18 protein-coding genes are annotated in these 22,043 nt (G+C 63.9%); 10 read left to right on the top strand and 8 right to left on the bottom strand.

Going from position 1 to position 22,043, the window contains the following annotated elements; genetic code table 11:
• The first annotated feature begins 72 nt into the window (after positions 1–72).
• Together JQ591_RS16265 and JQ591_RS16260 are read left to right on the top strand one after the other, a co-directional pair.
• Positions 73–2,436, top strand: coding sequence for a transketolase (locus JQ591_RS16265; protein WP_211397027.1), 2,364 nt, complete (start codon positions 73–75; stop codon positions 2,434–2,436).
• Between the two features lie 283 nt (positions 2,437–2,719).
• On the top strand, positions 2,720–4,150 hold the full coding sequence (locus JQ591_RS16260) for an aldehyde dehydrogenase family protein (RefSeq protein ID WP_211397026.1): 1,431 nt from the start codon (positions 2,720–2,722) through the stop codon (positions 4,148–4,150).
• A gap of 168 nt (positions 4,151–4,318) precedes the next feature.
• Here JQ591_RS16260 and JQ591_RS16255 read toward each other — a convergent pair whose 3' ends face one another.
• Positions 4,319–5,296, bottom strand: coding sequence for an SMP-30/gluconolactonase/LRE family protein (locus tag JQ591_RS16255; RefSeq protein WP_211397025.1), 978 nt, complete (start codon positions 5,294–5,296; stop codon positions 4,319–4,321).
• Between the two features lie 89 nt (positions 5,297–5,385).
• Between JQ591_RS16255 and JQ591_RS16250 the strand changes: the two genes are divergently transcribed.
• Positions 5,386–6,210 carry an NAD-dependent epimerase/dehydratase family protein gene (locus JQ591_RS16250; protein WP_211397024.1) on the top strand — a complete coding sequence of 275 codons (825 nt, stop codon included), beginning with the start codon at positions 5,386–5,388 and terminating at the stop codon, positions 6,208–6,210.
• Positions 6,211–6,248: 38 nt separating this feature from the next.
• Here JQ591_RS16250 and JQ591_RS16245 read toward each other — a convergent pair whose 3' ends face one another.
• From JQ591_RS16245 to JQ591_RS16235, 3 genes are all read right to left on the bottom strand, one after another.
• Positions 6,249–7,520 carry an MFS transporter gene (locus JQ591_RS16245; protein WP_211397023.1) on the bottom strand — a complete coding sequence of 424 codons (1,272 nt, stop codon included), beginning with the start codon at positions 7,518–7,520 and terminating at the stop codon, positions 6,249–6,251.
• A gap of 284 nt (positions 7,521–7,804) precedes the next feature.
• Complete coding sequence (locus JQ591_RS16240; RefSeq protein WP_211397022.1) at positions 7,805–9,793, bottom strand: AI-2E family transporter; 1,989 nt, start codon at positions 9,791–9,793, stop codon at positions 7,805–7,807.
• 150 nt (positions 9,794–9,943) lie between these two features.
• On the bottom strand, positions 9,944–10,360 hold the full coding sequence (locus JQ591_RS16235; protein ID WP_211397021.1) for a DUF1236 domain-containing protein: 417 nt from the start codon (positions 10,358–10,360) through the stop codon (positions 9,944–9,946).
• Between the two features lie 261 nt (positions 10,361–10,621).
• On the opposite strand from JQ591_RS16235, the gene JQ591_RS16230 reads away from it, so the two are divergent.
• Positions 10,622–11,035, top strand: a complete 414-nt coding sequence (locus JQ591_RS16230; protein ID WP_211397020.1) for a hypothetical protein — start codon at positions 10,622–10,624, stop codon at positions 11,033–11,035.
• A gap of 40 nt (positions 11,036–11,075) precedes the next feature.
• On the opposite strand, the gene JQ591_RS16225 is transcribed toward JQ591_RS16230, so the two are convergent.
• Positions 11,076–11,759: a GntR family transcriptional regulator gene (locus tag JQ591_RS16225; RefSeq protein ID WP_211397019.1), complete on the bottom strand. Its 684-nt coding sequence runs from the start codon at positions 11,757–11,759 to the stop codon at positions 11,076–11,078.
• 177 nt (positions 11,760–11,936) lie between these two features.
• Between JQ591_RS16225 and JQ591_RS16220 the strand changes: the two genes are divergently transcribed.
• The 4 genes from JQ591_RS16220 (at position 11,937) to JQ591_RS16205 (ending at position 16,803) form a co-directional block, all read left to right on the top strand.
• Positions 11,937–13,655, top strand: coding sequence for an IlvD/Edd family dehydratase (locus tag JQ591_RS16220; protein WP_211397254.1), 1,719 nt, complete (start codon positions 11,937–11,939; stop codon positions 13,653–13,655).
• Positions 13,656–13,716: 61 nt separating this feature from the next.
• Entirely contained in the window at positions 13,717–14,712 is a 996-nt protein-coding gene (locus JQ591_RS16215) for a TRAP transporter substrate-binding protein (protein WP_211397018.1), read from the top strand.
• A 172-nt stretch (positions 14,713–14,884) separates the two neighbouring features.
• Positions 14,885–15,466: a TRAP transporter small permease gene (locus tag JQ591_RS16210; RefSeq protein WP_211397017.1), complete on the top strand. Its 582-nt coding sequence runs from the start codon at positions 14,885–14,887 to the stop codon at positions 15,464–15,466.
• Positions 15,463–16,803, top strand: a complete 1,341-nt coding sequence (locus tag JQ591_RS16205; protein ID WP_211397016.1) for a TRAP transporter large permease — start codon at positions 15,463–15,465, stop codon at positions 16,801–16,803. The genes JQ591_RS16210 and JQ591_RS16205 overlap by 4 nt, the downstream gene beginning before the upstream one ends.
• 3 nt (positions 16,804–16,806) lie before the next feature.
• Here JQ591_RS16205 and JQ591_RS16200 read toward each other — a convergent pair whose 3' ends face one another.
• Positions 16,807–17,601, bottom strand: a complete 795-nt coding sequence (locus JQ591_RS16200) for an enoyl-CoA hydratase/isomerase family protein (protein WP_211397015.1) — start codon at positions 17,599–17,601, stop codon at positions 16,807–16,809.
• A gap of 228 nt (positions 17,602–17,829) precedes the next feature.
• Here JQ591_RS16200 and JQ591_RS16195 point away from each other — a divergent pair, with 228 nt between their 5' ends.
• The gene (locus JQ591_RS16195) at positions 17,830–19,050 is read left to right on the top strand and encodes an NAD(P)/FAD-dependent oxidoreductase (RefSeq protein WP_211397014.1); all 1,221 of its coding nucleotides are present in this window, start codon (positions 17,830–17,832) and stop codon (positions 19,048–19,050) included.
• Here JQ591_RS16195 and JQ591_RS16190 read toward each other — a convergent pair.
• Together JQ591_RS16190 and JQ591_RS16185 are read right to left on the bottom strand one after the other, a co-directional pair.
• Complete coding sequence (locus JQ591_RS16190; protein ID WP_211397013.1) at positions 19,047–19,979, bottom strand: ribokinase; 933 nt, start codon at positions 19,977–19,979, stop codon at positions 19,047–19,049. The two genes, JQ591_RS16195 and JQ591_RS16190, sit on opposite strands and share 4 nt — an antisense overlap.
• An 18-nt stretch (positions 19,980–19,997) precedes the next feature.
• Complete coding sequence (locus JQ591_RS16185; RefSeq protein ID WP_211397012.1) at positions 19,998–20,891, bottom strand: sugar kinase; 894 nt, start codon at positions 20,889–20,891, stop codon at positions 19,998–20,000.
• 208 nt (positions 20,892–21,099) lie between these two features.
• Here JQ591_RS16185 and JQ591_RS16180 point away from each other — a divergent pair, with 208 nt between their 5' ends.
• A complete protein-coding gene (locus JQ591_RS16180; protein WP_211397011.1) occupies positions 21,100–21,948 on the top strand; it encodes a VOC family protein in 849 nt (282 codons plus the stop codon).
• The last annotated feature ends 95 nt before the right edge of the window (positions 21,949–22,043 follow it).

The following is a 22,043-nucleotide window of genomic DNA, read 5'->3' as shown; positions in this document are numbered from 1 at the left end:
GGCGCGAAAAATTGAGAAGTTTGGCGCGGCCGGCAGGGGTATGATCGAGGCCTTGTTTCCGGGAGCATTGCCATGCCCGTTGATACCGCTCGCCTCGACACATTGACCGCGCTCGCCCGCAAGGCGTTGTGGCTGTCGTCATGGACCATCCATCACGCCAACCACATCCGCACCAGCTCGGACGGCCTGAAGGTCGGCGGCCACCAGGCATCGTCGGCCTCGCTCGCCACCATCATGTCGGCGCTGTATTTCCACGTGCTGAAACCCGAGGATCGCGTCGCGGTGAAGCCGCATGCGAGCCCGGTGTTCCACGCCATCCAGTATCTGTTCGGCCGGCAGAGCCGCGAGAAGCTGGAGAATTTTCGTGGCTTCAAGGGCGCGCAGTCCTATCCCTCGCGCACCAAGGACGTCGACGACGTCGATTTCTCCACCGGCTCGGTCGGCCTCGGCGTCGCGCAGACGCTGTTCGCCTCGCTGGTGCAGGACTACGTCAAGGCGCATGGCTGGATGAAGGATCGCCGCGAGGGGCGGATGATTGCCCTGGTCGGCGACGCCGAGATGGACGAGGGCAACATTTTCGAAGCGCTCGCGGAAGGCTGGAAGCACGGCCTGCGCAACACCTGGTGGGTGGTCGACTACAACCGCCAGTCGCTCGACGCGGTCGTCCGCGAAGGGCTCTGGGAAAAGTTCGAGACCATGTTCCGCAATTTCGGCTGGGACGTGGTGATCGTGAAATACGGCCGCCTGATGCGCGAGGCTTTTGCCGAGCCCGGCGGCGAGGCGTTGAAGCGCTGGATCGACAATTGCCCGAACGCACTCTACGCCGCATTGTGTTTTCAGGGCGGCGCGGCGTTCCGCAAGCATTTGCACGACGAGATCGGCGATCAGGGCCCGATCACCAAACTGATCGAAAAGCGCAGCGACGATGAATTGCTGGCGCTGATGTCGAACCTCGGCGGCCACGACATGGCGAGCATGCTGGAGGCGTTCGAACAGATCGACCACGATCGCCCGGTCTGCTTCATCGCCTACACCATCAAGGGCGTCGGCCTGCCGTTCCAGGGGCATAAGGACAATCACGCAGGCCTGATGACGGTCGCGCAGATGGAGAAATATCGCGACAGCCAGAACATCCGGCCCGGCCACGAATGGGACAGATATGAGGGCCTTACGCAAGACAGCGCCGAGCTTGACGCCTTCCTCGCGCACGTGCCGTTCAACCAGGACGGCCGTCGGCTCACCGCGCCGGTGGTCGAGGTGCCGTCGCAGCTCGCCTTCAAGCCGGCGCCGCAGATGTCGACCCAGCAGGGTTTTGGGCTGGTGCTGAACGAGATCGCGCGCGGCGACAGCGAGCTTGCAAAACGCATCGTCACGACATCGCCTGATGTCACCGTCTCGACCAATCTCGGTCCGTGGGTGAACAGGCGCGGCCTGTTCGCGCGCGGCGAGAAGGCGGACTTATTCCGCAGCGAGAAAATTCCATCCACCTTCAACTGGGACTTCTCGCCCAAGGGCCAGCATCTCGAGCTCGGCATTGCCGAGATGAACCTGTTCATCATGCTCTCGGCGCTCGGCCTGTCGCACCAGATCAACGGCGAGCGGCTGTTGCCGGTCGGCACGCTCTACGATCCCTTCATCGAGCGCGGCCTCGATGCGCTGAACTATGCCTGCTACCAGGATGCCCGCTTCATGGTGGCGGCGACGCCGTCGGGCATCACGCTCGCGCCCGAAGGCGGCGCGCACCAGTCGATTGCGACGCCGTTGATCGGCATGGCGCAGGACGGCCTTTCCTCGTTCGAGCCGGCCTTCGTCGACGAGCTCGCCGTGATCATGGGTTGGGGCTTCAATCACATGCAGCGTGATCCTGGCGAGGGCGGCTCGGTCTATTTGCGGCTCTCGACGCGCAGCGTCGAGCAGGCGCAGCGGATCATGACGCCCGAGCTTGCGCAGGGCATTACCGACGGCGCCTATTGGCTGCGCAAGCCGGGCCCCAATGCCGAACTCGTAATCGCCTATACCGGCGCCGTTGCGCCGGAAGCGATCGAAGCGACCGGTTTTATCGGCGAGAGCCGGCGCGACATCGGCCTGCTCGCGATCACTTCCGCAGATCGTCTGCATGCGGGTTGGACCGCCGCACGGAAATTGCGCCGTGATCGGAGAGGCGTGCAGCATCTCAGCCACATCGAAAAACTGCTGGCGCCGCTGCCGCGCGACTGCGGCGTGGTGACCGTGATCGACGGCCATCCGGCGGCGCTCGGCTGGCTTGGCAGCGTCCGCGGCCATCGCGTCGAGGCGCTCGGCGTCGAGCAGTTCGGCCAGACCGGCACGATCGCCGACCTCTACCGCCACTACGGCATCGACGCCAACGCCATCATCGATGCGGCCGAAAGCCTCACCACCGGCGCGCCGGTGCTGCATCGGAAAATGGCGGTGTGATTCTCCGTCGTCGTCCTGGCGAAAGCCAGGACCCATACGCCGCGGCGGCGATTGTAGGCGACGGGCGGTAGACGCCTGAGCAAACCAACCACGGTTGGTGGTAATGGGTCCTGGCTTTCGCCAGGACGACGGTGAGAGCCACCTTGCCACCCCTCCGCCATCGGCTCATATACCCTCCGTCCGCCGCAACGCTGGCCCCGCATATGGCGGGTTCAATTGCCGGCGCTTTCGTGCAAGGATGCCTGCCGAAACGCCCCCTCCAAGCCCCAAGAAGAGGTTCACAATGGTCAATCGCATGCAATTCTACATCGACGGCGCCTGGGTCGATCCCGCCGTCAAGAAGTCCACCGCCGTGGTCAATCCGGCGACGGAAGAGGCGATGTACGAGGTTGCCCTGGGCTCCAAGGCCGACGTCGACAAGGCCGTCGCCGCCGCCAAGCGCGCGTTCGTGACATTCTCCCAGACCAGCCGTGACGAGCGCGTCGCGCTGCTCACGAAAGTCATCGAGATCTACAAGGGCCGCCTCAAGGAGATCGGCGCCGCGGTCTCCGACGAGATGGGTGCGCCGCTGCCGATGGCGGAGAAGCTGCAGGCCGGCGCCGGTCTCGGCCATCTCATGACCACGCTCGACGTGCTCAAGAACTATCATTTCGAGGAGCCGGTCGGCACCGCCATGGTGCTGCGCGAGCCGGTCGGCGTGGTCGGCATGATCACGCCCTGGAACTGGCCGCTCAACCAGATCGCCTGCAAGGTCGCGCCAGCGCTCGCCGCCGGCTGCACCATGATCCTGAAGCCGTCGGAATTCACCCCGACCTCGGCGCTGATCTTCGCGGAAATCCTCCATGAAGCCGGCGTGCCGAAGGGCGTGTTCAACCTCGTCAACGGTCTCGGCCCCGAGGTCGGCGCCGCCATGAGCGAGCACCCCGATATCGACATGATCTCGTTCACCGGCTCGACCCGCGCCGGCATCGACGTCGCCAAGCGCGCGGCACCGACCGTGAAGCGCGTCAGCCAGGAGCTCGGCGGCAAGTCGCCGAACGTCATCCTCGAAGGTGCCGACCTGCAGAAGGCGGTGACCGGCGGCGTGATGCACATGTTCAACAACTCCGGCCAGTCCTGCAACGCGCCCTCGCGCATGATCGTGCCGCTGTCGAAGATGAAGGAAGTCGCCGCGATCGCGAAGGCTGTTGCCGACAAGACCAAGGCGGGCGATCCGCGCGCAGAAGGCACCACCATCGGCCCGGTCGTCAACCGCGGCCAGTGGGACAAGATCCAGGGGCTGATCAAGAAGGGCATCGACGAGGGCGCAACGCTCGTGTCCGGCGGCCCGGGCCTGCCCGAGGGCGTCAACAAGGGCTTCTATGTCCGCCCGACCATCTTCGCCGACGTCACCCCTGACATGACGATCGCCCGCGAAGAGATCTTCGGACCGGTGCTCACCATCATCGGCGCCAAGGACGAAGCCGAAGCGGTGCACATCGCCAACGACACGCCCTATGGGCTTGCCGGCTACGTCACGGGTGCTTCCGTCGAGGACGCCAAGCGCGTCGGTCGCCAGATCCGCGCCGGCAACGTCAACCTCCAGGGCGTGCCCAACGACCGCACCGCGCCGTTCGGCGGCTACAAGCAGTCGGGCAACGGCCGCGAGTGGGGCAAGTACGGCCTCGAGGATTTCCTCGAAGTGAAGGCCGTCGCCGGCTTCAACGCGGCGTAAGTTTTATTGCCTGAACAAACACGACGCCGGAGCGGGAAACCGCTCCGGCGCTTCTATTTGTTCGTCATTGCGAGCGAAGCGAAGCAATCCAGAAATCTTTCCGCGGAGACAGTCTGGATTGCTTCGTCGCAAGAGCTCCTCGCAATGACGAGGAGAGAGTTGGGAAGCTTATCCCCCGACCGCGCCCTGCGTGTTCACATACAGCGCGTAGATCGATTGGCTCGCCGCCATGAACAGGCGGTTGCGCTTGACGCCGCCGAAGCAGAGGTTGGCGCAGCGCTCGGGCAGCGCGATGCGGCCGATCATGACGCCGTCGGGCGCGAACACCACGACGCCGTCGAGCTCGGGATCGCCCATGCCCCAGCCGCACCAGAGATTGCCGTCGATGTCGCAGCGCATGCCGTCCGGCGTGCCCGGACCTGCATCGATGTGGACGCGCTTGTTGGATATCGTGGCGCCGTCAGGCGAGACGTCATAGGCGAGAATCTTGCGGTTCGGCACGCCGCGTGATTCCACGACGTAGAGGATTTTCTCGTCCGGCGAGAAGCACAGCCCGTTGGGGCCGAGCACGCCCTCGGCGACAATGGTCGCCTTGCCGGTTGCAGGATCGAGCCGATAGACGTTCGGCTCGATCTCGGGCTCGGCCTTGTAGCCCTCGTAATTGCCGAGCAGGCCGAAGGTCGGATCGGTGAACCAGACCGCGCCGTCGGATTTCACCACGACGTCGTTCGGCGAGTTGAGCTTCTTGCCGCCAAACGAATCCATCAGCACGGTGATGCTGCCGTCATATTCGGTGCGGGTGACCCGTCGCCCGCCATGCTCGCAGGTGACGAGCCGGCCCTGGCGATCCCTGGTGTTGCCGTTGGCGAAATTGGAGGGCTTGCGGAACACGCTGACTGCGCCGGTCTCCTCTTCCCATTTGACGATGCGCTGGTTCGGGATGTCGCTACAGAGCAGATAGCGACCATCGCCGAACCACACCGGACCCTCGGCCCAGCGCAGGCCGGTCGCCAGCCGCTCCACCGCCGACAGTTTCAGCCAGTATTTTTCGAAGCGGGGATCGAGTGCGTGAATGGCTGGATCGGGATAGTAGCCCGCCGGCCGCCAGCCTGACCGCTCCTGGGTGTGGGACGATGCCTCATTCATGTCGGTTCTCTCGTTTCGTTCCCTCTGGACAATGCTGCTATCATTAGAGACACGTGACGGCAAATCGGTCACGAACGGTGAGGAAAGACATGCCGCGCATCTTGATGACGGGAGCTTCGGGCGGGATTGGAACGCGCCTGCGAAAGCTGTTGCCGCCGATCTATCCGGACCTGCTGCTCAGCGATATCCGCCCGCCGGCCGATCTCGGCCCGAACGAGCAATTCAAGGCGGCGGATCTGTCCGACCTTGCGCAGTGCAAGGCGATCTGCGAGGGCGTCGACGGCATCATCCATTTCGGCGGCTATTCGGTCGAAGGTCCCTGGAACGACATCCTCCAGGCCAACATCATCGGCGGCTACAATCTGTTCGAGGCCGCGTATCGCAAGGGCGTCAAGCGCGTGGTGTTCGCCTCGTCCAATCACGTGGTCGGCTTTTATCCGCGTCACCACAAGATCGGCACCGACGTCACCGTGCGCCCCGACGGGCGTTACGGCGTCAGCAAGGTGTTCGGCGAAGCGGTGGGCGCGCTCTATGCCGACAAGCACGGGCTGAAGGTCACCTGCATCCGGATCGGCAATTGCGACGAGCGGCCGCTCGATCATCGCCGCATCTCGATGTGGCTGAAGCCGGAAGATCTGGTGCAGCTCTGCCAGATCGGGCTCGAGCATCCCGACATCCATTTCGAGGTGTTCTACGGCGTCTCCCTGAACGAGCGCGCCTGGTGGGACAACCACCGCGCCTACGAGTTCGGCTACCGCCCGACCGGCCGCTCCGAGGACCATGTGGCGCACGCGATGGCCGAGCAGGCCAAGCTGAAGCCGGACCCGATCGCCGATCACTACCAGGGCGGCTCGTTCGCCAGCGTGGAATTCGACGGTGATGCGAGCCGCATCATCGACTGGACCAAACGGTAAGAGTGCATTCGCAAATCCAGGGCGTCGGAATCGACGCCCTAGACAACGCGCTTGCCGGCCTGGGCCGCGATGGGCCTCTGCACGAAATACATCAGGATCAGGGAAATCACCGCCGTCGTCACGACGACGTATCCCAGCCGGTCGAAATGCCGGAGCGTACCGTCGGCATCCTGCGCGATGAGCGCGGCGGCGAGCACGGAGCCGAGCCCGCCGGAGAGTTGTTGCAGCGACGCGCCGACCGCGCTGAAGGAGCCGCGTTGCGCTGGCTCGGGGATTGCGGAAATCAACGCTTGCGACGGGATCATGCGCGAGAAGATGCCGACGAACATCAGGACGTTGACCAGGATCGCGACCGTCAGACTGACCTGACCGAGGTGCGTGTAGATCAGCACCATGACGATGGACATGGCGCTGCCGAAGACAAAGGTGGGGTATTTGCCGAAGGCATCGCTCGCGCGTCCCACCAAGGGGCCGATGACGATGCTGAACAGGCCGGAGACGAGATAGATCGTCGGCAGATGAACGATGTCGATGCCGAGATTATGCACGGTGTAGGCGCTGCCGAACGGCATCAGCATGTAGCCGCCGGTCGCCAGCAGGGTCGTCACCGCGAACGCCATCCAATAGCGTGGCTGTGCGACCGTTGCGATCAGATGCCGGAACGGGCTTCGATCCTGCTTCAGCGCGAGATGGCCGTTCACCGGCTCCATCAGGAACAGCACAGCGGCGATCCCGATCACCGACAGGCCGACCAAGGCGCCGAACGCGACGTGCCAGTTCCAATGGTTGGAGAGAAAAAGACCAGCCGGGATGCCCAGCACCTGGCTCGCGGCGAAGGCGGTTTGCACGAAACCCATGACGCGGCCACGCAACTGCAGCGCAAAGAGATCGGTGACGATGGCGAGCACGACGGAGCCGATCACTCCACCGAACAGGCCGGTCACGACCCGCCCAAGCAGCAGCACATGATAGTTGGGGGCAATCGCGCAAAGCGCCGTTCCCAGGGTAAAGCCGGCATAAAAAAACAACAGCAGCCGCTTGCGATCGAACCGATCGGCAAAGCCGGCCGCGAGGATGCCGGAAGTTCCCGCGCTGAATGCGTAGGCCGAGACCGCCACCCCGAACTGTGCGGCCGAAATATCGAGCGCCGGCATCATGATGGCGCCGAGCGGCGACATGATCATGAAATCGATGATGATCGTGAACTGGACCAGCGCCAGCAGCGCAACGAGGATCGCCTGGTAGCGCGAAAAGCCGCGAGATGGCGCTTGCCGCTCGTCGATCGGCTCGGTCAGGGTTTGTTCGGTCATGCCATTTCAGTCGGGAGGGAGAAGGGAAGGACGTGCGATGCACCTCCGGACGCCGGTCCTTATTTATTCTGACTCTGCGATATTTCGATAGCTTGACAAAACGGTTTTAACAGCTGCCTCGACACGGTGCGTTGGTTCAGCTTGGTCTGTCGACGTCATCACGCCTTTGTCGGCGTCGTGCCATCCGCGGAGGTCCGGCCGAGATCCGCGAAGTCGGCCTTTTTTTGACAAGCGGAAAAGATGATAGCCGTCATGAGCCGAAGGGCTGATTTGTCTCGGAGTTCTCAAGCCGCGGCGGTCGTGGATGTTTCCTGCGTGGAGGCTGCGGTGGACTGATGCGCCGTTGCCGTCGCCTCGATGCAAAGCTTTACGGCCTGCCCAAGGCTTGCTGCTACCAAATCGGCTTTCGCGTTGTCCCGCAGCATTTCCAGCGCGTCAGGATCGATGTCCTTAGCCCAGCAGCCCAGGATTATGATCGCCTTCGGGAGCTTGCGCCTGAGCCGCCGAACGGCATAGCGCATATGCGCGGGTCCGCTCGAGTCGAGATAGACCAGGCAGACAACCGCAACGCCGGTGGTCTCGAGCCGGAAAACATTTGTGCTGGAGAGGGAGTCGGCTCCCTCGACCCTTGCCGCGAGACCGTGTGCGGTCGACAGTTGAGCAAGCATGATCGCAGCCGCTTCATCTATGAGGCTGCGTCCAGCCAGGCAAAGAACGGGAAACTCACCGAGCCAATCGGGCGGCAGGTCTTCTTTGCTGATCACGGGCAAGTTTTCGTCCGCCGCGGTCACCGCGACACTTTCCACTGCCGACGAGGCTTCCGCATCGGTGGTCAATTGAATTCTCTCTGACGCCTTGTCATCTTGATCGGCGACGTCGCCGGAAAATTCCCTGACGGCATCTCGAATTTTGATGAGACGCTCAGGGTCGAGGGCTCCGCGCGCGGCATCGATCTGCGCCAACTGCAAACCCTTCAAGGCGACCTCGTCATAGTAGGACGCCAGCGAACGTTCCTTCAGGAACTCTTCGGCTTTTTCCGCAGCTTCTGCCGGGTCGCCCGCAAGCATGCGCTGGTAGAAGATTTCGGGCGGCGAAAGGGCGGGGCGGTCCCCGAACATGATGTCAAGAAACTCCAGGCGTTCGACATGGCGCCCGAGCACGACGAGGCATACCGTCAAGGGCGTCGCGAGGACGAGGCCAATCGGTCCCCAAAGTGCGGTCCAGAACGTCGCTGCCGCAACCACGGCAACGGGAGAAAGCCCGGTACTATGACCATAGACCATCGGCTCGATAACATGGCCGACGACCGGCTCGACGGTGAGAAAGAGCGCGAGCGTCCATAACAGCATCGACCAGCCCGGATCGACGGCGACTGCCAGAGCAAGCGGAAACGCGGCCGCGATGACGGCACCGATATACGGCACGAACCGAAGGACCGTCGCCAAAATTCCCCAAACGATCGCGCTCGGCGTACCTATGACCCAAAGGCCTAACCCGATCACCACGCCAAATGCACTGTTCAAGATGATCTGGGTCAGGAAAAGTCGACTGAGGCGTCTCGCCGCGTCGTCCAGCGCCGCCGTCGTTCGTTGCAGGTCGTAGGAGCCGGCCAGCCGAATGAGCCGATTACGGAGATCTTCGCGTTGAAGGAGTATGAAAACCACAAAGATGATGATGATGCCGGTTGTGGCGAGGGGGTGAACAAGCGGAGAGATCAGAGTCCGCAGGCTCTCCAGCGCACCGGGATCGGGCTGGCGTACTTCCACGGGAACCGGGACCGGCGATCCCGAGGCGCTCGGATTGACCATTGAGTGCGGGCCGCGCGCAGATCCGGAGTCCTTTGGCCGATCGATCTCCTTGCTGAGATCTTTCAACATGTCGGATGCGCGTTCGAGCGTCCCTCGACCTGCTCTCGTATCTCGGAAGGACTGGATCTTTTCGCTGATCGTCGATTGATAACGTGGGAGATCTTCGGCGAGCTGCGTCAATTGCGTTGCGAGGAGGCTTCCCATTGCGAAGATGAATGCGAAGGCAAGCAGAGCCACACTCACGACGGCCAATCCGCGCGGAACATGGATGCGCTGCAGGATGAGGACCGGAGGTGCCAGCACGAAGCTGAGCAGAATCGCCAATGCGATGGGCACGAAGATTTCACGGCCAAAGTAGAGCATCGCTACGATGATGACAGCCAGGATCGCCGTTGCCACCGTGCTGAGCAACGCCACAAGCTCCTCGGTCGTGCGTGCTTTAAACGGTTGCCTGATGACAGGCATTGTCTACTCGCCTGGTTTCGGTTGTCACGGAGTACTCCGGCAAAAATTCAACTCGGGTGCCGCATCGCACGGCCCGGCACATGAGCCGCGCCGCCCCGGGGAGATAGCTATCGACAAACGAAAAGGCCGTCTTGAAAGACGGCCTTGTTGCTATTCGACAATCTCGACGATCCGGCGTGTTCGCGGTTCGACTAATACTGTTCGACCATTCACCACCGTATAACGATATTCGCGGACGCCATACTCGGGCGGCACATCGTAGTAGGTAACGCCCTCTTCCGGAAGAACCGCTCCGATTCTTACATCTTCGCGATACTGGTAGGAGGGACGTCGCTGTTCGACGACATAGGTGTGAAAGCGAGGACGCTGATCGACACCGAGCACTCCCGCGACGCCGCCAACGACTCCGCCGACCACTCCACCCACGACTGCACCGACCGGGCCTGCTGCACGCTCGCCGTCCCGCGCACCGCGCTCGACGCCTCCGGGGACTCCCTGGGCCTGGGTGGTGACGGGGAGAAGAACCGCGACGGCAACGGCGGCGGCTCCGACCAAACGGCAGATCATGACAGCTCCTACGGTGGGGATTGGTGAGGGAACAAGTGCCAAGCCGACAATAGGTTCCAACGGATTGGCGATGCGGAGTTTGCCCAATTGTTCGCGGGCAGCCTGCAAACGCGGGCGAATGGCCCGAGCTCTCGCTTTGGGCGGCCGGCCGTTGATCCAGATCAACGTTGCCCTTGGTCGTCTAGCTCTCGATTTGCGAGACCGCAATTCGGCAATCGGTGCCTTGATCACGGCTCAACGGAGGCAGCGAAAGTCAGGACAATGAAAATCAAATTGCCAGCCGTCGCACTGCTCGCGCTGATCATGTCAGGATCGGCGCGAGCCGCGATGCTCAGCGACGCCGAGGCGACGTTCCTCGACCAGCTCGTCACCGCATCCGCGGTGCTCGAACAACGATGCGCTGGCTTCGAGGTCAATGGCGCGGGCAGCGTTCAACTCGGCGCCCGGCTTCTCGGGAGCCCTGGTGCCGCGATGGCGATGATCGACGCCTATTCGGCTGCCATCAAGGCCCGCGATGGCGAAACCTACGATCCCGGTAAATTCCGCCCGGAAGTGTTCGAGGTGGCTGGCAAGACCTTCAAGCGAGTTCGGGCAGAATTGATCAAGAACCCGACAAGGGCCTGCGCCGACTTCGGCGATGCCAGCGCGGAGCGCGGCCTGCTGAGACGATACTGAACGTGCGATCTGGCTTGCCATGGCCCGGCGAGCGCACGCGCTAGCGTTCGGCCTCGCTGGCAATCCGCGCCAGATAGTCCCTCTTGCTGAACTGCATGTGATCCACGCAAAGCTGGGCCAGCGCCCAGCTGTCGCGGCCCTTCAACAGCTCGATCATGAACTCGTGCTCGCGCCGTGACTGCGCCAGCCCGTCGCGGTCGGCGAGGTTCTTCGCGCGCATCGGCAAGGTCAGGCCCATGTAGTCCTGGAGCGAGCGCACCAGATACGGGTTTCCGCAGGCCGCGAAAAGCGCGACGTGGAAGGCGTCATTGGCTTCGTGAATGCCGCGCAGATCCTGCACCTCTGCCTTCGCGCAATAGTGCCGTTGCAGCGCGATCAACTCGTCGATCAGTCCTTGCGGCGCGGGCAGGGGGATCATCAGCGCGGCCTGCCGCGTCAGCATCTCCCGGACCTCGTAGATCTGCCGGACCTCCTGGGCCGAATAGAACCGCACGGTGGCGCCGACATTCTTTTCGCGTCGGACGATGCCGCGGCGCTCCGCGTCCACCAGCGCCTGGCGCACGAAGTGGCGCGAGGTGCCGTAGCGCGACATCAGCGCGTCTTCGGTGAGGCGCGCGCCTGGCGCGAGGCGGCCGAAGATGATGTCCTCCTCGAGCCGCGCGACGATGTCGTCCGGATCGTCGCGCCGGACCGTCATGGCGTCTGCGGTGTGAGTGTCGGACATGCCCTTGGCCTCCCGGCCCTTGGCCGGTCCGTCCTGTGGAGCAGGGAAGGCTCGGATTGTCAATAATTCGTGCGAGGAGCGGTGCCAGGAGCCAGAAATATCCGCTCTGAGCACCTACGTTATTGACAATCGAGAGGCAGGCTGTACGACATTAGCGATGCGGAATGGAGTGGCATGATGAGCAGTGGCTTGCGCAAAGGGCTGACGAGCTATGGCGATGCCGGCTTCTCGCTGTTCCTGCGCAAGGCGTTCATCAAGGCCATGGGCTATTCCGACGACGCGCTGGAGCGCCCGATCGTCGGCATCACCAACACCTACAGCGACTACAACCCCTGCCACGGCAACGTCCCGCAGATCATCGAGGCCGCCAAGCGCGGCGTGATGCTGTCGGGCGCGATGCCGTTCGTGTTCCCGACCATTTCGATCGCCGAAAGCTTTGCGCATCCGACCTCGATGTATCTGCGCAATCTGATGGCGATGGACACCGAGGAGATGATCCGGGCACAGCCGATGGATTCGGTGATCGTGATCGGCGGCTGCGACAAGACTCTCCCTGCGCAAGTGATGGCGGCGATCAGCGCCGACCTGCCGACCGTGGTTATTCCCGTCGGTCCGATGGTGGTGGGCCACCATAAGGGTGAGGTGTTAGGGGCCTGCACCGATTGCCGCCGCCTCTGGGGTAAGTACCGTGCCGGCGAAATGGATGATGCCGAGATCGAGGCGGTCAACGGCCGCCTTGCGCCGTCGGTCGGCACCTGCATGGTGATGGGCACGGCGTCGACCATGGCCTGCATGATCGAAGCGATGGGCCTGTCGCTGCCGATGAGTGCGACGATCCCCGCGCCGCATGCCGAGCGCTTCCGCCTCGCCGAGGCGAGCGGCAGGGTGGCCGCCGAGATGGCCAAGACCAAGGGACCGAAGCCGAGCGAGCTGTTGACGCCGGCCTCTTTCAAGAACGCCCAGGTCGTGCTCCAGGCGATCGGCGGCTCGACCAACGGCCTGATCCATTTGACCGCGATGGCGCACCGTTCGCCGCACCGGCTCCACCTCGGGGTGTTTGACCAGATCGGCCGCGAGGTGCCGGTGCTGATCGATCTGAAGCCGTCCGGCGAGCATTACATGGAGCATTTCCATCACGCCGGTGGTGTGCCGAAACTCTTGGCGCAGCTTGGCGACCTCGTCGATCTCGACGCGAAGACCATCACCGGCGAGAGCCTGCGCGATGTCGTCGCAAATGCGGAAGACGTGCCCGGCCAGGACGCGATCCGTCCGCGCGATAATCCGATCAAGAAGGAAGGCGGCCTCGCCGTTCTGCACGGTAACCTCGCCCCGCGCGGCGCGGTCATCAAGCAATCCGCCGCGAGTCCAAAACTGTTGCAGCATACGGGCCGTGCGGTGGTGTTCGAATCCGTCGAGGACATGACGCTGCGGGTTGACGATCCCGATCTCGACGTCACCGCCGATGACGTGCTGGTGCTGCGCAACGCCGGCCCGAAGGGCGCGCCCGGCATGCCCGAGGCGGGCTATCTGCCGATCCCGAAGAAGCTCGCGCGCACCGGCACCAAGGACATGGTGCGCATTTCGGACGCGCGCATGAGCGGCACCGCGTTCGGCACCATCGTGCTCCACATCACGCCGGAATCCGCCGTCGGCGGGCCGCTGGCGCTGGTGAAGAACGGCGACATGATCCGGCTTGACGTCGCCAAGCGCAGCATCGAGCTTCTAGTGGATGCTACCGAGCTGGAGCGGCGTCGTGCGGCCTTGAAGCCGACTGCGGCGCCGGATGAAGCGCGGCGTGGCTACGCCTGGCTGTTCAACGAGACCATCATGCAGGCCGACGAGGGCTGCGACTTCGACTTTATGCAGAGGACTGGGAAGCAAACTGAGACGGGGTGATCGACCACCCGAACGAACGCCCAGACCGCTAAAGCGGCGGGCGATAAAACAGGGGGAAACGATGATTGCACGATCCATGCGTGGGTTGGTGGCTATGGCCGCCATGCTGTTCGTCACGGGGGCCGGAGCACAGGAGGTGAAGCATTATCGCTTTGCCTACGACCAGCCGCGCAACACCGGTTATTCCATCGCGGGCGACCTCTTTGCCGAAAAGCTCAAGGAATTGAGCAAAGGCACCATGATCATCGACCAATATCCGGGCGCGCAGCTCGGGCAGGAGCCGCAGGTGCTCCAGCTCGTGAAAGCGGGCGACGTCGAATTTGCGATCATCTCCTCGGCGAACACCGCGACGATCTCGCCGCAGGCGGGCGTGATGTCGTTGCACTTCCTCTTCCGCGACGAGAACCACGTGGTCAAGGGCCTGGCCGATCCAAAAGTCTTCGAAGCCCTCAAGACCCTGATCGACGAGACCACGCAGGGCCTGCACGTCATCGCGACCGGCTCGCAGGGCGTGCGCCACATGTACTCCAAGAAGGAGATCCACAATGTCGGTGACATCAAGGGCCTGAAGATCCGGGTGCAGGCGACCGCGACCGAGGACACCATGTTCCCGGCCTACGGCGCCCAGACCGTGCACATGCCGTTCGGCAGCGTCTACACGAGCCTGCAGACCGGCGTCGTCGACGTCGCCGAGAACAGCATCAACGTCTACCTCGTCAACAAGCACTACGAGGTCGCCCCGGTCCTGAACATTACCGAGCACGAGGCCAACAACGCGCTGGTGTTCATCTCCGACAAGCTCTGGCAGAGCCTTTCGGCCGAGCAGAAAGGCTGGGTGCAGGCGGCGGGGAACGAGGTCAGCTCCAAGGAGCCGCAGAAGGCCTTCGACCTCGAACGCACGGCGGCCGAGAAGCTGAAGAAGATGGGCGTGAAGATCGTCGACAACGTCGACAAGAAGAGCTTCACGGCGATCGCCGACCCCTATCTGGACAAGCTCGCCAAGGAGCTCGGCCCGCACGCCGAGAAGATCAAGGATCTGATCCGCTCGATCAACTAGGTCGCGCTTGCCGTCATCTCCGCGTGTCGTCCCGGCGAAGGCCGGGACCCATACGCCGCGGCGGCGCTTTGGGCATGACGGCGGTCAGCTCGCTTTAATCATCACGGCCTGGGGTTATGGGTCCCGGCCCCCGTGCGCAATAGCGCACTAGGCAGGGACGACGGGAGCAACAATGGCCATCGCCGACAAACTGCTCGTGCAACGCCAACGTCATCTCAAATGGCGCGGGCTCGACTGGCTCGAGCTTGCGCTGATGATCCTGTGCGGCGTGCTCTGCTTCGGCTTCTCGCTGTCAGTGACCGCCGACATCGTCACCCGCACCATCGGCCATCCCTGGCTGTGGCTCCAGGAAGTGACCTCGACGCTGTTCATCTACGCGATCTTCGTCGGGACCGCGGCCGCGACCCGGCGCAATGACCACCTTTATCTCACCGCGATATCAGAGGCGTTGCACGGCACCTCACGGCTGATCGTGGAAGTGATCATCCGCCTCGTGGTGCTCGGCGTCGCCTTCTGCCTGATCTGGTACGGCTATCAGAACTATCTCCGAGGCTTCGGCAGTTTCCGCCTGCCGTCGGGCACGCCGATCGCCTCGCTCTACGCGATCATCCCGCTCTCGGGCGTGCTGATCGGCCTGTTCACCATCGAGCAGCTCGTCAACGGTCTGCGCAACGGCTTTGACCACCCCGAGCCGCCCGAGGAGGACGACGGGGCACCTGTCATCACCGACGTACAGATGAGGGCACAGCCGTGAGCGCACCCGTTGTTCTGGCGTTGATGACGGTCTGCTTCCTGTCCTTCGGCTATCTCGGCGTGCCCGTGCCGTTCTCGCTGATGGCCGGCGTCTTCATCGGCGCGCTCCTGTCGGACGTCTCGCTCGCCGCGATCATCCAGAAAGTCTTCGACGGCGTCGATTCCGAGGCGCTGCTGGCGATCCCCTTTTTCCTGCTGGTCGGCGAGCTCATGAGCTCGGCCAATGTGGTGGTTCGAATAGCCAACCTCTCGGTGTCGCTCGTTGGCCACATCAGAGGCGGCTTGTCGCAGGTCGTGGTCGTCTTCAGCATGTTCTTCTCGGAAATGTCGGGCTCGACCACCGCCGACGTCGCCGTGATGAGCCGCGCGCTGGGCGGCCCGATGAAGCGCGAGGGCTACGAGCCAGCCTTCATCGCCGCCATCATCGCTTCCGCCTCGACGATTGCGGCGCTGGTGCCGCCGAGCATCACCGCGGTGGTCTATGGCGCGGTCGGCAACGTCTCGATCGCCGGCCTGTTCATGGCAGGCGTCGTGCCGGGCCTGATGATCGGCTTCGGGCTGATGATCTATTGCTATTTCTTCGGCCCGTCCGGTCTGCGCAAGCCGCGCGCGCCGCTGCGGCAGGTGGTGTTCGCGGCCGGCGATGCGGCGCTACCGCTGATGATCCCGGTGATCCTGTTAGGGGGCATTCTGACCGGCTGGTTCACGCCGACGGAAGCCGGCGTCGTCGCCGTGGTCTGGATTGTCGTGGTCGTGATCCCCGCGCTCAACCGCGGGCATATCAGCAAAATCCCGTACGATTTCTGCCTTGCGGGCCTGATCTTCTCGCTGCCGCTGATCACGATCGGCGCCGCCAATGCGTTCGGCTGGATGCTCGCCTATTTGCGCGGTGCAAGTTACATCGCCGAAGTCATCACTTCGCTCGCCGGCAACGATCCGCATCTCATCATGCTGCTGATGGTGCTGCTGTTCACGGTGGTCGGCGATTTCATCGAGCCGGTGCCGACCATCATCATCTTCATGCCGCTGGTCAACACGCTGACGGAAGCCGGCGACATCAACGCCGTGCATATGGGCGTAGTGCTGATCGCGACGCTGGCCTTCGGCCTGATCACGCCGCCCTATGGGCTGGTGCTGCTGATGGCCTCGAAATTCGTCGGCGTCAGTTTCGCCAAGGCGCTACGCGCCGCATTGCCGATCTATCTGGTCTTCCTCGGGACGATCGCGTTCGCTATCTATTTTCCGAGCGTGGTGCTGTGGCTGCCGCGGCAGGTGCTCCCCGAGTCGGTCGGCTGCTTCAAGTCGCCCGCGGGCACCGGGTACATTTGTCCGCAGTGAACGCTACTTGCCCTTGCTGGTGAATTTCCTGACGGCGGCGCGAAACTCCTCCGTGTTCATCGCCATGATGATCTTGTGTTCCTCGGCGTCGAGCTGCTGCTTCACCGGCGTCGTGGTGGCCTGGTAGACCAGCGATTTGGTGCCGGCAATCGCCGCCGGCGGGTTCTGCGCCAGCCGCTCGGCGAGGGTTCGCGTTGCCGCCTTCAGCTCGGCCGCGGGAACGATCTTCGCGACCAAGCCCCATTCATGGGCCTGTTGCGCGGTAAAATTGTCCTCGGACAGGAAAATCTGCAGCGCGCGGCGGGCGCCGACCGTGCCGACGATGCCGACCGTAGAGCCGCCGTCGGGCGAGACGCCGATCTTGGCGTAGGCCGGCGTGAACTTGGCATCCTCGGCCGCGATGCAGAGATCGGTGACGAAAGCGAGGCCCATGCCGGCGCCAGCCGCCGAGCCGTGCACGCTGGACAGCGAGATCTTCGGCATGCGCCGGACGATCTCGATGAAGGCATGATAATGCTTCAACAGCTCGCCGACGACAGGCGTGACCGTATTGGCCTCAGCCGCGGCGCCGATCGTTTGCAGATCGCCGCCAGCCGAGAAGGCGCGGCCTTCGCCTTCGAGAACCACGACCCTGACATCGTCGGCGCCCTCGATGTAAGCCGCGATCTGTTCGAGCTTCTGTGCAATCGCCAGGTTGATCGAGTTGAACGCGGCGGGACGGTTGAGCGTGATGGTCGCGACCGGGCCGTCGATCCGCAGCAGGGCGGGATCATCGGGTTGGGAGACGGGAGCTGGCATCTGGAATATCCCCGGCATGAGGTTTGTTGCTGCAACTAAATCGCAGAAGGCAGGGGGTGACAATCCCCGCCTACGGCCCTTGCGCCGAGCGGAATGTTCAGCTCAAATGGGGCCGCTTTCGTCAGGGACGGACACGAGCGCCGGCTCCTCCTGGGCAAGCCAAGCCAATATCAGCGAGAGAGGAGACGACATGGGTGACGCTCGTGTCTTGCGGAAATGGGCTGTCCGATGACGGATGGTCCGGTGATCATTGTCGGTGCCGGCCATGGCGGCTACCAGGTCGCGGCATCCCTGCGTCAGGCTGGATTTTCCGCTCCCATCTGCCTGATCAATGACGAGGCCCATCTGCCCTATCAGCGGCCGCCGCTGTCCAAAGCCTACATCAAGGGTGCGGCCGGCCCGGAGAGCCTGATGTTCCGGCCGGAGAAATTCTACCAGGACCAGACCATCGAGCTCGTCGCGGGCCGCGCGGTGTCGATCGACCGCGCCGGGCGCAAGGTCCTGCTCGCCTCGGGCAAGACGCTGCCCTACGGCCACCTCGTGCTGGCGACGGGCGCCCGCAACCGGCTGCTCGATCTGCCCAATGCGAACCTTCCCGACGTCAAATATTTGCGCATCCTCGATGAGAGCGAGGCGCTGCGAAAAATCATCCCGTCGAAGACGCGGGTGGTGGTGATCGGCGCCGGCTTCATCGGCCTCGAATTCGCGTCCACCGCGCGCATCAAGGGCCTCGAGGTCGACGTGCTCGAGCTCGCCCCGCGCGTGATGGCGCGCGCGGTGACGGCGGAGGTCTCGGAGTATTTTCAGGCGCGGCATCGCGAGGCGGGCATCCGCATTCACCTCGGCGTGCAGGCAACCGCGATCGAGGCAGTGGACGGTAAGGTCACCGGCGTCTCCTTGAGCGACGGAAGGCATCTGCCGGCGGATCTCGTCGTGGTCGGCGTCGGCGTGCTGCCGAACATCGAGCTTGCGGCAGAGGCGGGGCTGCCGGTCGCGGCCGGTATCATCGTCGACGAATATCTCTCGACGGCCGATCCCGATATCTCCGCGATCGGCGATTGCGCCCTGTTCAAAAGCCCGCGCTTCGGCGGTTCGCTGCGGGTCGAATCGGTGCAGAACGCCACCGATCACGCGCGCTGCCTCGCGGCACGGCTGACCGGCGACCGGAAGGCCTATGACAGCCATCCCTGGTTCTGGAGCGACCAGGGCGAGGACAAGCTCCAGATCGCGGGCCTCACCACCGGCTACGACCGTGTCGTGCTGCGCGGCAGCCCGGCGAACAAGGCGTTCTCGGCGTTCTGCTACAAGGGCGACAGTCTGCTCGGCATCGAATCGATCAACCGCGCCGGCGACCACATGTTCGGCCGCCGCCTGTTCGGCCTGGATCGCTCGATCACGCCGGAGCAGGCCGCGGATGAAAGTTTTGACCTGAAGGGCGCGCTGGCTTAAGGCGAGCCGCCGCGCTCTGCCCGCAGCACCGCTGATACTTCCGCGATCGTCGGCATCGACGGTGCTGCGCCCATTCGTTGCACGCTGATCGATGCAGCCACGTTGGCGTATCCAAGCGCGCTCTGGATCGGCTGTCCGTCGGCAAGAAGCGCCGCAACGGCGCCGACGAAGCAGTCGCCTGCACCGGTCGTGTCCACGGCGGTGACGGCTCGGCCCGAGATATGGTGCGGTCTGCCGGCGATGAGCGCCAATACGCCACGCTTGCCCAGCGTGACGCAGATGATTTGATCGGTCTCGGCCTGAATTCGGCGAGCGGCGTCGGTGATGCGATCGTAAGGATCGCTGTCGGAGAGCTCGATGCCGGCCAACAGACCGAGTTCGGTCTCGTTGAGGACGAGGACGTCGACGAGGCCCAGCAGATCGCGGCTTACGTTCATCGCCGGGGCCGGATTGAGCAGCGTCGTAGCTCCAGCCGCGCGAGCCCGCTGGAAGAACGCGGCAATCGTCGGCAGCGGGATCTCGAACTGGCTCACCGCGACATCGCCCTTTGCCAGCGGGACGGTCGCGACGTCATCGACGCCGACGAGCGCATTGCTGCCGGGAATGACGACGATGGTGTTGTCGGCCGCCGCCACCGTGATGATGGCAGTGCCGGTGTGCGCCTCGGCGGTCTCGCGGACAAAATCCAGCGCGATGCCTTGCGCGTCGAGGAACGTCCTCAGCTCACCGCCGAACGAATCCTTGCCCAGCCGGCCGATCAGCGTGGTCCTCGCGCCAAGCCGTGACGCCGCGACCGCCTGGTTGGCGCCCTTGCCGCCCGGGAAATACAGCACCTGCTTGCCGGCGACGGTCTCGCCGACTTTCGGATGACGATCGGCTGTCGCCACGACATCCATGTTGATGCTGCCGGCGACGAAGACGCGCCCCATAACAGACCTCGGCGAACGCTAGACCCTGACCTCGAACTCGTGCCTGACCTTGGCGATGTCGACAAGTGTCGGCAGGCCGGCTTCGTTGCCCAGACGCTGGATCTTGAAGGTCGAGGCGGCGCGGGCAAAATCGAAATGCTCGCGCCAGCTTTTGCCGGGATGGGCGAGATAGGAATAGACATAGGCGCCGTGGAAGACGTCGCCGGCGCCGTTGGTGTCGATCACGCGCTCGCGCGGAATCGGCATCGCCGGCATGATCTCGATTGCGCCTGTTTCGTTGTACCAGAGCAGGCCCTTCTCGCCCATGGTGATGCCGCCGATCTTGCAGCCGCGGCTCTTGAGGTAGTCCAGCATCTTCTCCGGCGTCAGATCCATCTGCTCGCACAGGCGCTCGGCGACGATCGCCACATCGATGAATTCCAATAGCTCATGCGTGTTGGTGCGCAGGCCGCCACCGTCGAGCGAGGTCAAGATGCCGGCCTCGCGGCAGACTTTTGCGTAGTGGAGCGCGGCATCGGGCTGGTGGCCGTCGACATGCAGCGCGCGGCAGCCGCCGAGATTGAGCATCGGGAACGGATGGATGTGGTCGTCGTCGCGGCAGCGGACGATGGCGCGCTTGCCGTCCTTTGGCATGATGAAGGACAGCGAGGACTGGTTGACCTTCCGCCCATGGAGCGAGATCGCGTATTTCGCGCACATGTCCATGAACATGCGGCCAAGCCAGTCATTGGCAGCCGTGGCGATCAGATCGGGTACGATGCCGAGCTTGGCGCAGCAGAACGCCGCCGTCACCGCATTGCCGCCGAAGGAAACCGCGTAGTCGGAGGCCACGTGCTTCTCGTCGCCGGTCGGCATGTGGTCGGTGATGAAGACGACGTCGATATAGGTCTGTCCGATGAAGAGAGCCTGCATTGCTTGTCCGTGATGCGCTTGTGGTCCCGGCCGGCATGCTTACTGTAACACCGGTTCCGCCGAGGGGCCGCTGAAATTATTCGCAAAACCGTCGCTCGGAGTGCTTGAGGTCGGCATGCGACCGGAATACGACCATCACCGGGCAATGCCAAGCCCGGACAAACGCCGTCTCTCGGTCCACGGTTCCGGCCGATCAACAGGGGGAAACATGATCACCGGCCTCGATCACGTCGTCGCCCTGGTCAGGGATATCGGTGCGGCCAAGGCGGCCTATCAGACGCTGCTCGGGCGCGCGCCGGCCTGGCAGAACTCGGGCGAGGGCGCCGACCGAGTGCTGTTCACCCTGGACAACATGACGATCGAATTGATGGCGCCGAACGGTTTCAGCGTGACCGCCGATCGCATGCGCGCGCTGCTTGACGACCAGGAGGGCGTGCTCGCCAGCCTGTGCTTTCGTGTCGCGGACATGAGCAAAATGCACCGGCGGCTGGAGCGGGTGGCGCTCAAGCCGGATCCGGTTGCCGAGGTCGAAAGCAGCGACGTGGAGAGCGGCGCGATCCTGCACTGGAAGCGGACGCGTGCCGCCACGGAGCTCACGCGCGGCGTGCGCATGTTCTTCCTCGAACTGGCTGATGAGCGTCCGCTCTCGTCGGCGACCGATATCGCGCCGATCGATGCGCTCGATCACGTCGTGATCACCACCGAGGATTCCGATCGCGCCGCCGCGCTCTATGGCGCGCGGCTCGGGCTCGATCTGGCGCTCGACCGCTCGCACCATGATTGGGGCCAGCTGATGTTCTTCCGCTGCGGCGATCTCGTCGTCGAGGTGGTGCGCCGCCCCGTCGCGGGCGCCGATTCCCTGCATGACCGGCTCTGGGGCTTGAGCTGGCGGGTGGCCGACATCAACGCCACGCGCGCGCGCCTGATCGCCGCCGGCCTCGACGTCACCGAAGTGCGCAACGGCCGCAAGCCGGGCACGCGGATCATGACGGTCAGGACCGGCACCTGCGGCATCCAGACGGTGCTCTTGGAGCGCTCGCCGAAGCCGGTGGATTGAAAGGCCTAACTCTCGTTCGTGTCCCGGACGCGCTGCAACGCCCTTAGCGTTGCTGCGCAGAGCCGGGACCCAGGAAGCGGCCACCTCTCATTTGA

It is taken from the genome of Bradyrhizobium canariense (genome assembly GCF_018130465.1).
GTDB classification, from domain to species: domain Bacteria; phylum Pseudomonadota; class Alphaproteobacteria; order Rhizobiales; family Xanthobacteraceae; genus Bradyrhizobium; species Bradyrhizobium canariense_C.
This window is presented reverse-complemented; position numbering and strand designations above follow the sequence as displayed.

Excerpts from the sequence above, each read along its gene's own strand:
- JQ591_RS16265 (WP_211397027.1), top strand. The coding sequence starts at position 73 with ATGCCCGTTGATACCGCTCGCCTCGACACATTGACCGCGCTCGCCCGC.
- JQ591_RS16260 (WP_211397026.1), top strand. The coding sequence starts at position 2,720 with ATGGTCAATCGCATGCAATTCTACATCGACGGCGCCTGGGTCGATCCC.
- JQ591_RS16255 (WP_211397025.1), bottom strand. The coding sequence starts at position 5,296 with ATGAATGAGGCATCGTCCCACACCCAGGAGCGGTCAGGCTGGCGGCCG.
- JQ591_RS16250 (WP_211397024.1), top strand. The coding sequence starts at position 5,386 with ATGCCGCGCATCTTGATGACGGGAGCTTCGGGCGGGATTGGAACGCGC.
- JQ591_RS16245 (WP_211397023.1), bottom strand. The coding sequence starts at position 7,520 with ATGACCGAACAAACCCTGACCGAGCCGATCGACGAGCGGCAAGCGCCA.
- JQ591_RS16240 (WP_211397022.1), bottom strand. The coding sequence starts at position 9,793 with ATGCCTGTCATCAGGCAACCGTTTAAAGCACGCACGACCGAGGAGCTT.
- JQ591_RS16235 (WP_211397021.1), bottom strand. The coding sequence starts at position 10,360 with ATGATCTGCCGTTTGGTCGGAGCCGCCGCCGTTGCCGTCGCGGTTCTT.
- JQ591_RS16230 (WP_211397020.1), top strand. The coding sequence starts at position 10,622 with ATGAAAATCAAATTGCCAGCCGTCGCACTGCTCGCGCTGATCATGTCA.
- JQ591_RS16225 (WP_211397019.1), bottom strand. The coding sequence starts at position 11,759 with ATGTCCGACACTCACACCGCAGACGCCATGACGGTCCGGCGCGACGAT.
- JQ591_RS16220 (WP_211397254.1), top strand. The coding sequence starts at position 11,937 with ATGAGCAGTGGCTTGCGCAAAGGGCTGACGAGCTATGGCGATGCCGGC.
- JQ591_RS16215 (WP_211397018.1), top strand. The coding sequence starts at position 13,717 with ATGATTGCACGATCCATGCGTGGGTTGGTGGCTATGGCCGCCATGCTG.
- JQ591_RS16210 (WP_211397017.1), top strand. The coding sequence starts at position 14,885 with ATGGCCATCGCCGACAAACTGCTCGTGCAACGCCAACGTCATCTCAAA.
- JQ591_RS16200 (WP_211397015.1), bottom strand. The coding sequence starts at position 17,601 with ATGCCAGCTCCCGTCTCCCAACCCGATGATCCCGCCCTGCTGCGGATC.
- JQ591_RS16195 (WP_211397014.1), top strand. The coding sequence starts at position 17,830 with ATGACGGATGGTCCGGTGATCATTGTCGGTGCCGGCCATGGCGGCTAC.
- JQ591_RS16190 (WP_211397013.1), bottom strand. The coding sequence starts at position 19,979 with ATGGGGCGCGTCTTCGTCGCCGGCAGCATCAACATGGATGTCGTGGCG.
- JQ591_RS16185 (WP_211397012.1), bottom strand. The coding sequence starts at position 20,891 with ATGCAGGCTCTCTTCATCGGACAGACCTATATCGACGTCGTCTTCATC.
- JQ591_RS16180 (WP_211397011.1), top strand. The coding sequence starts at position 21,100 with ATGATCACCGGCCTCGATCACGTCGTCGCCCTGGTCAGGGATATCGGT.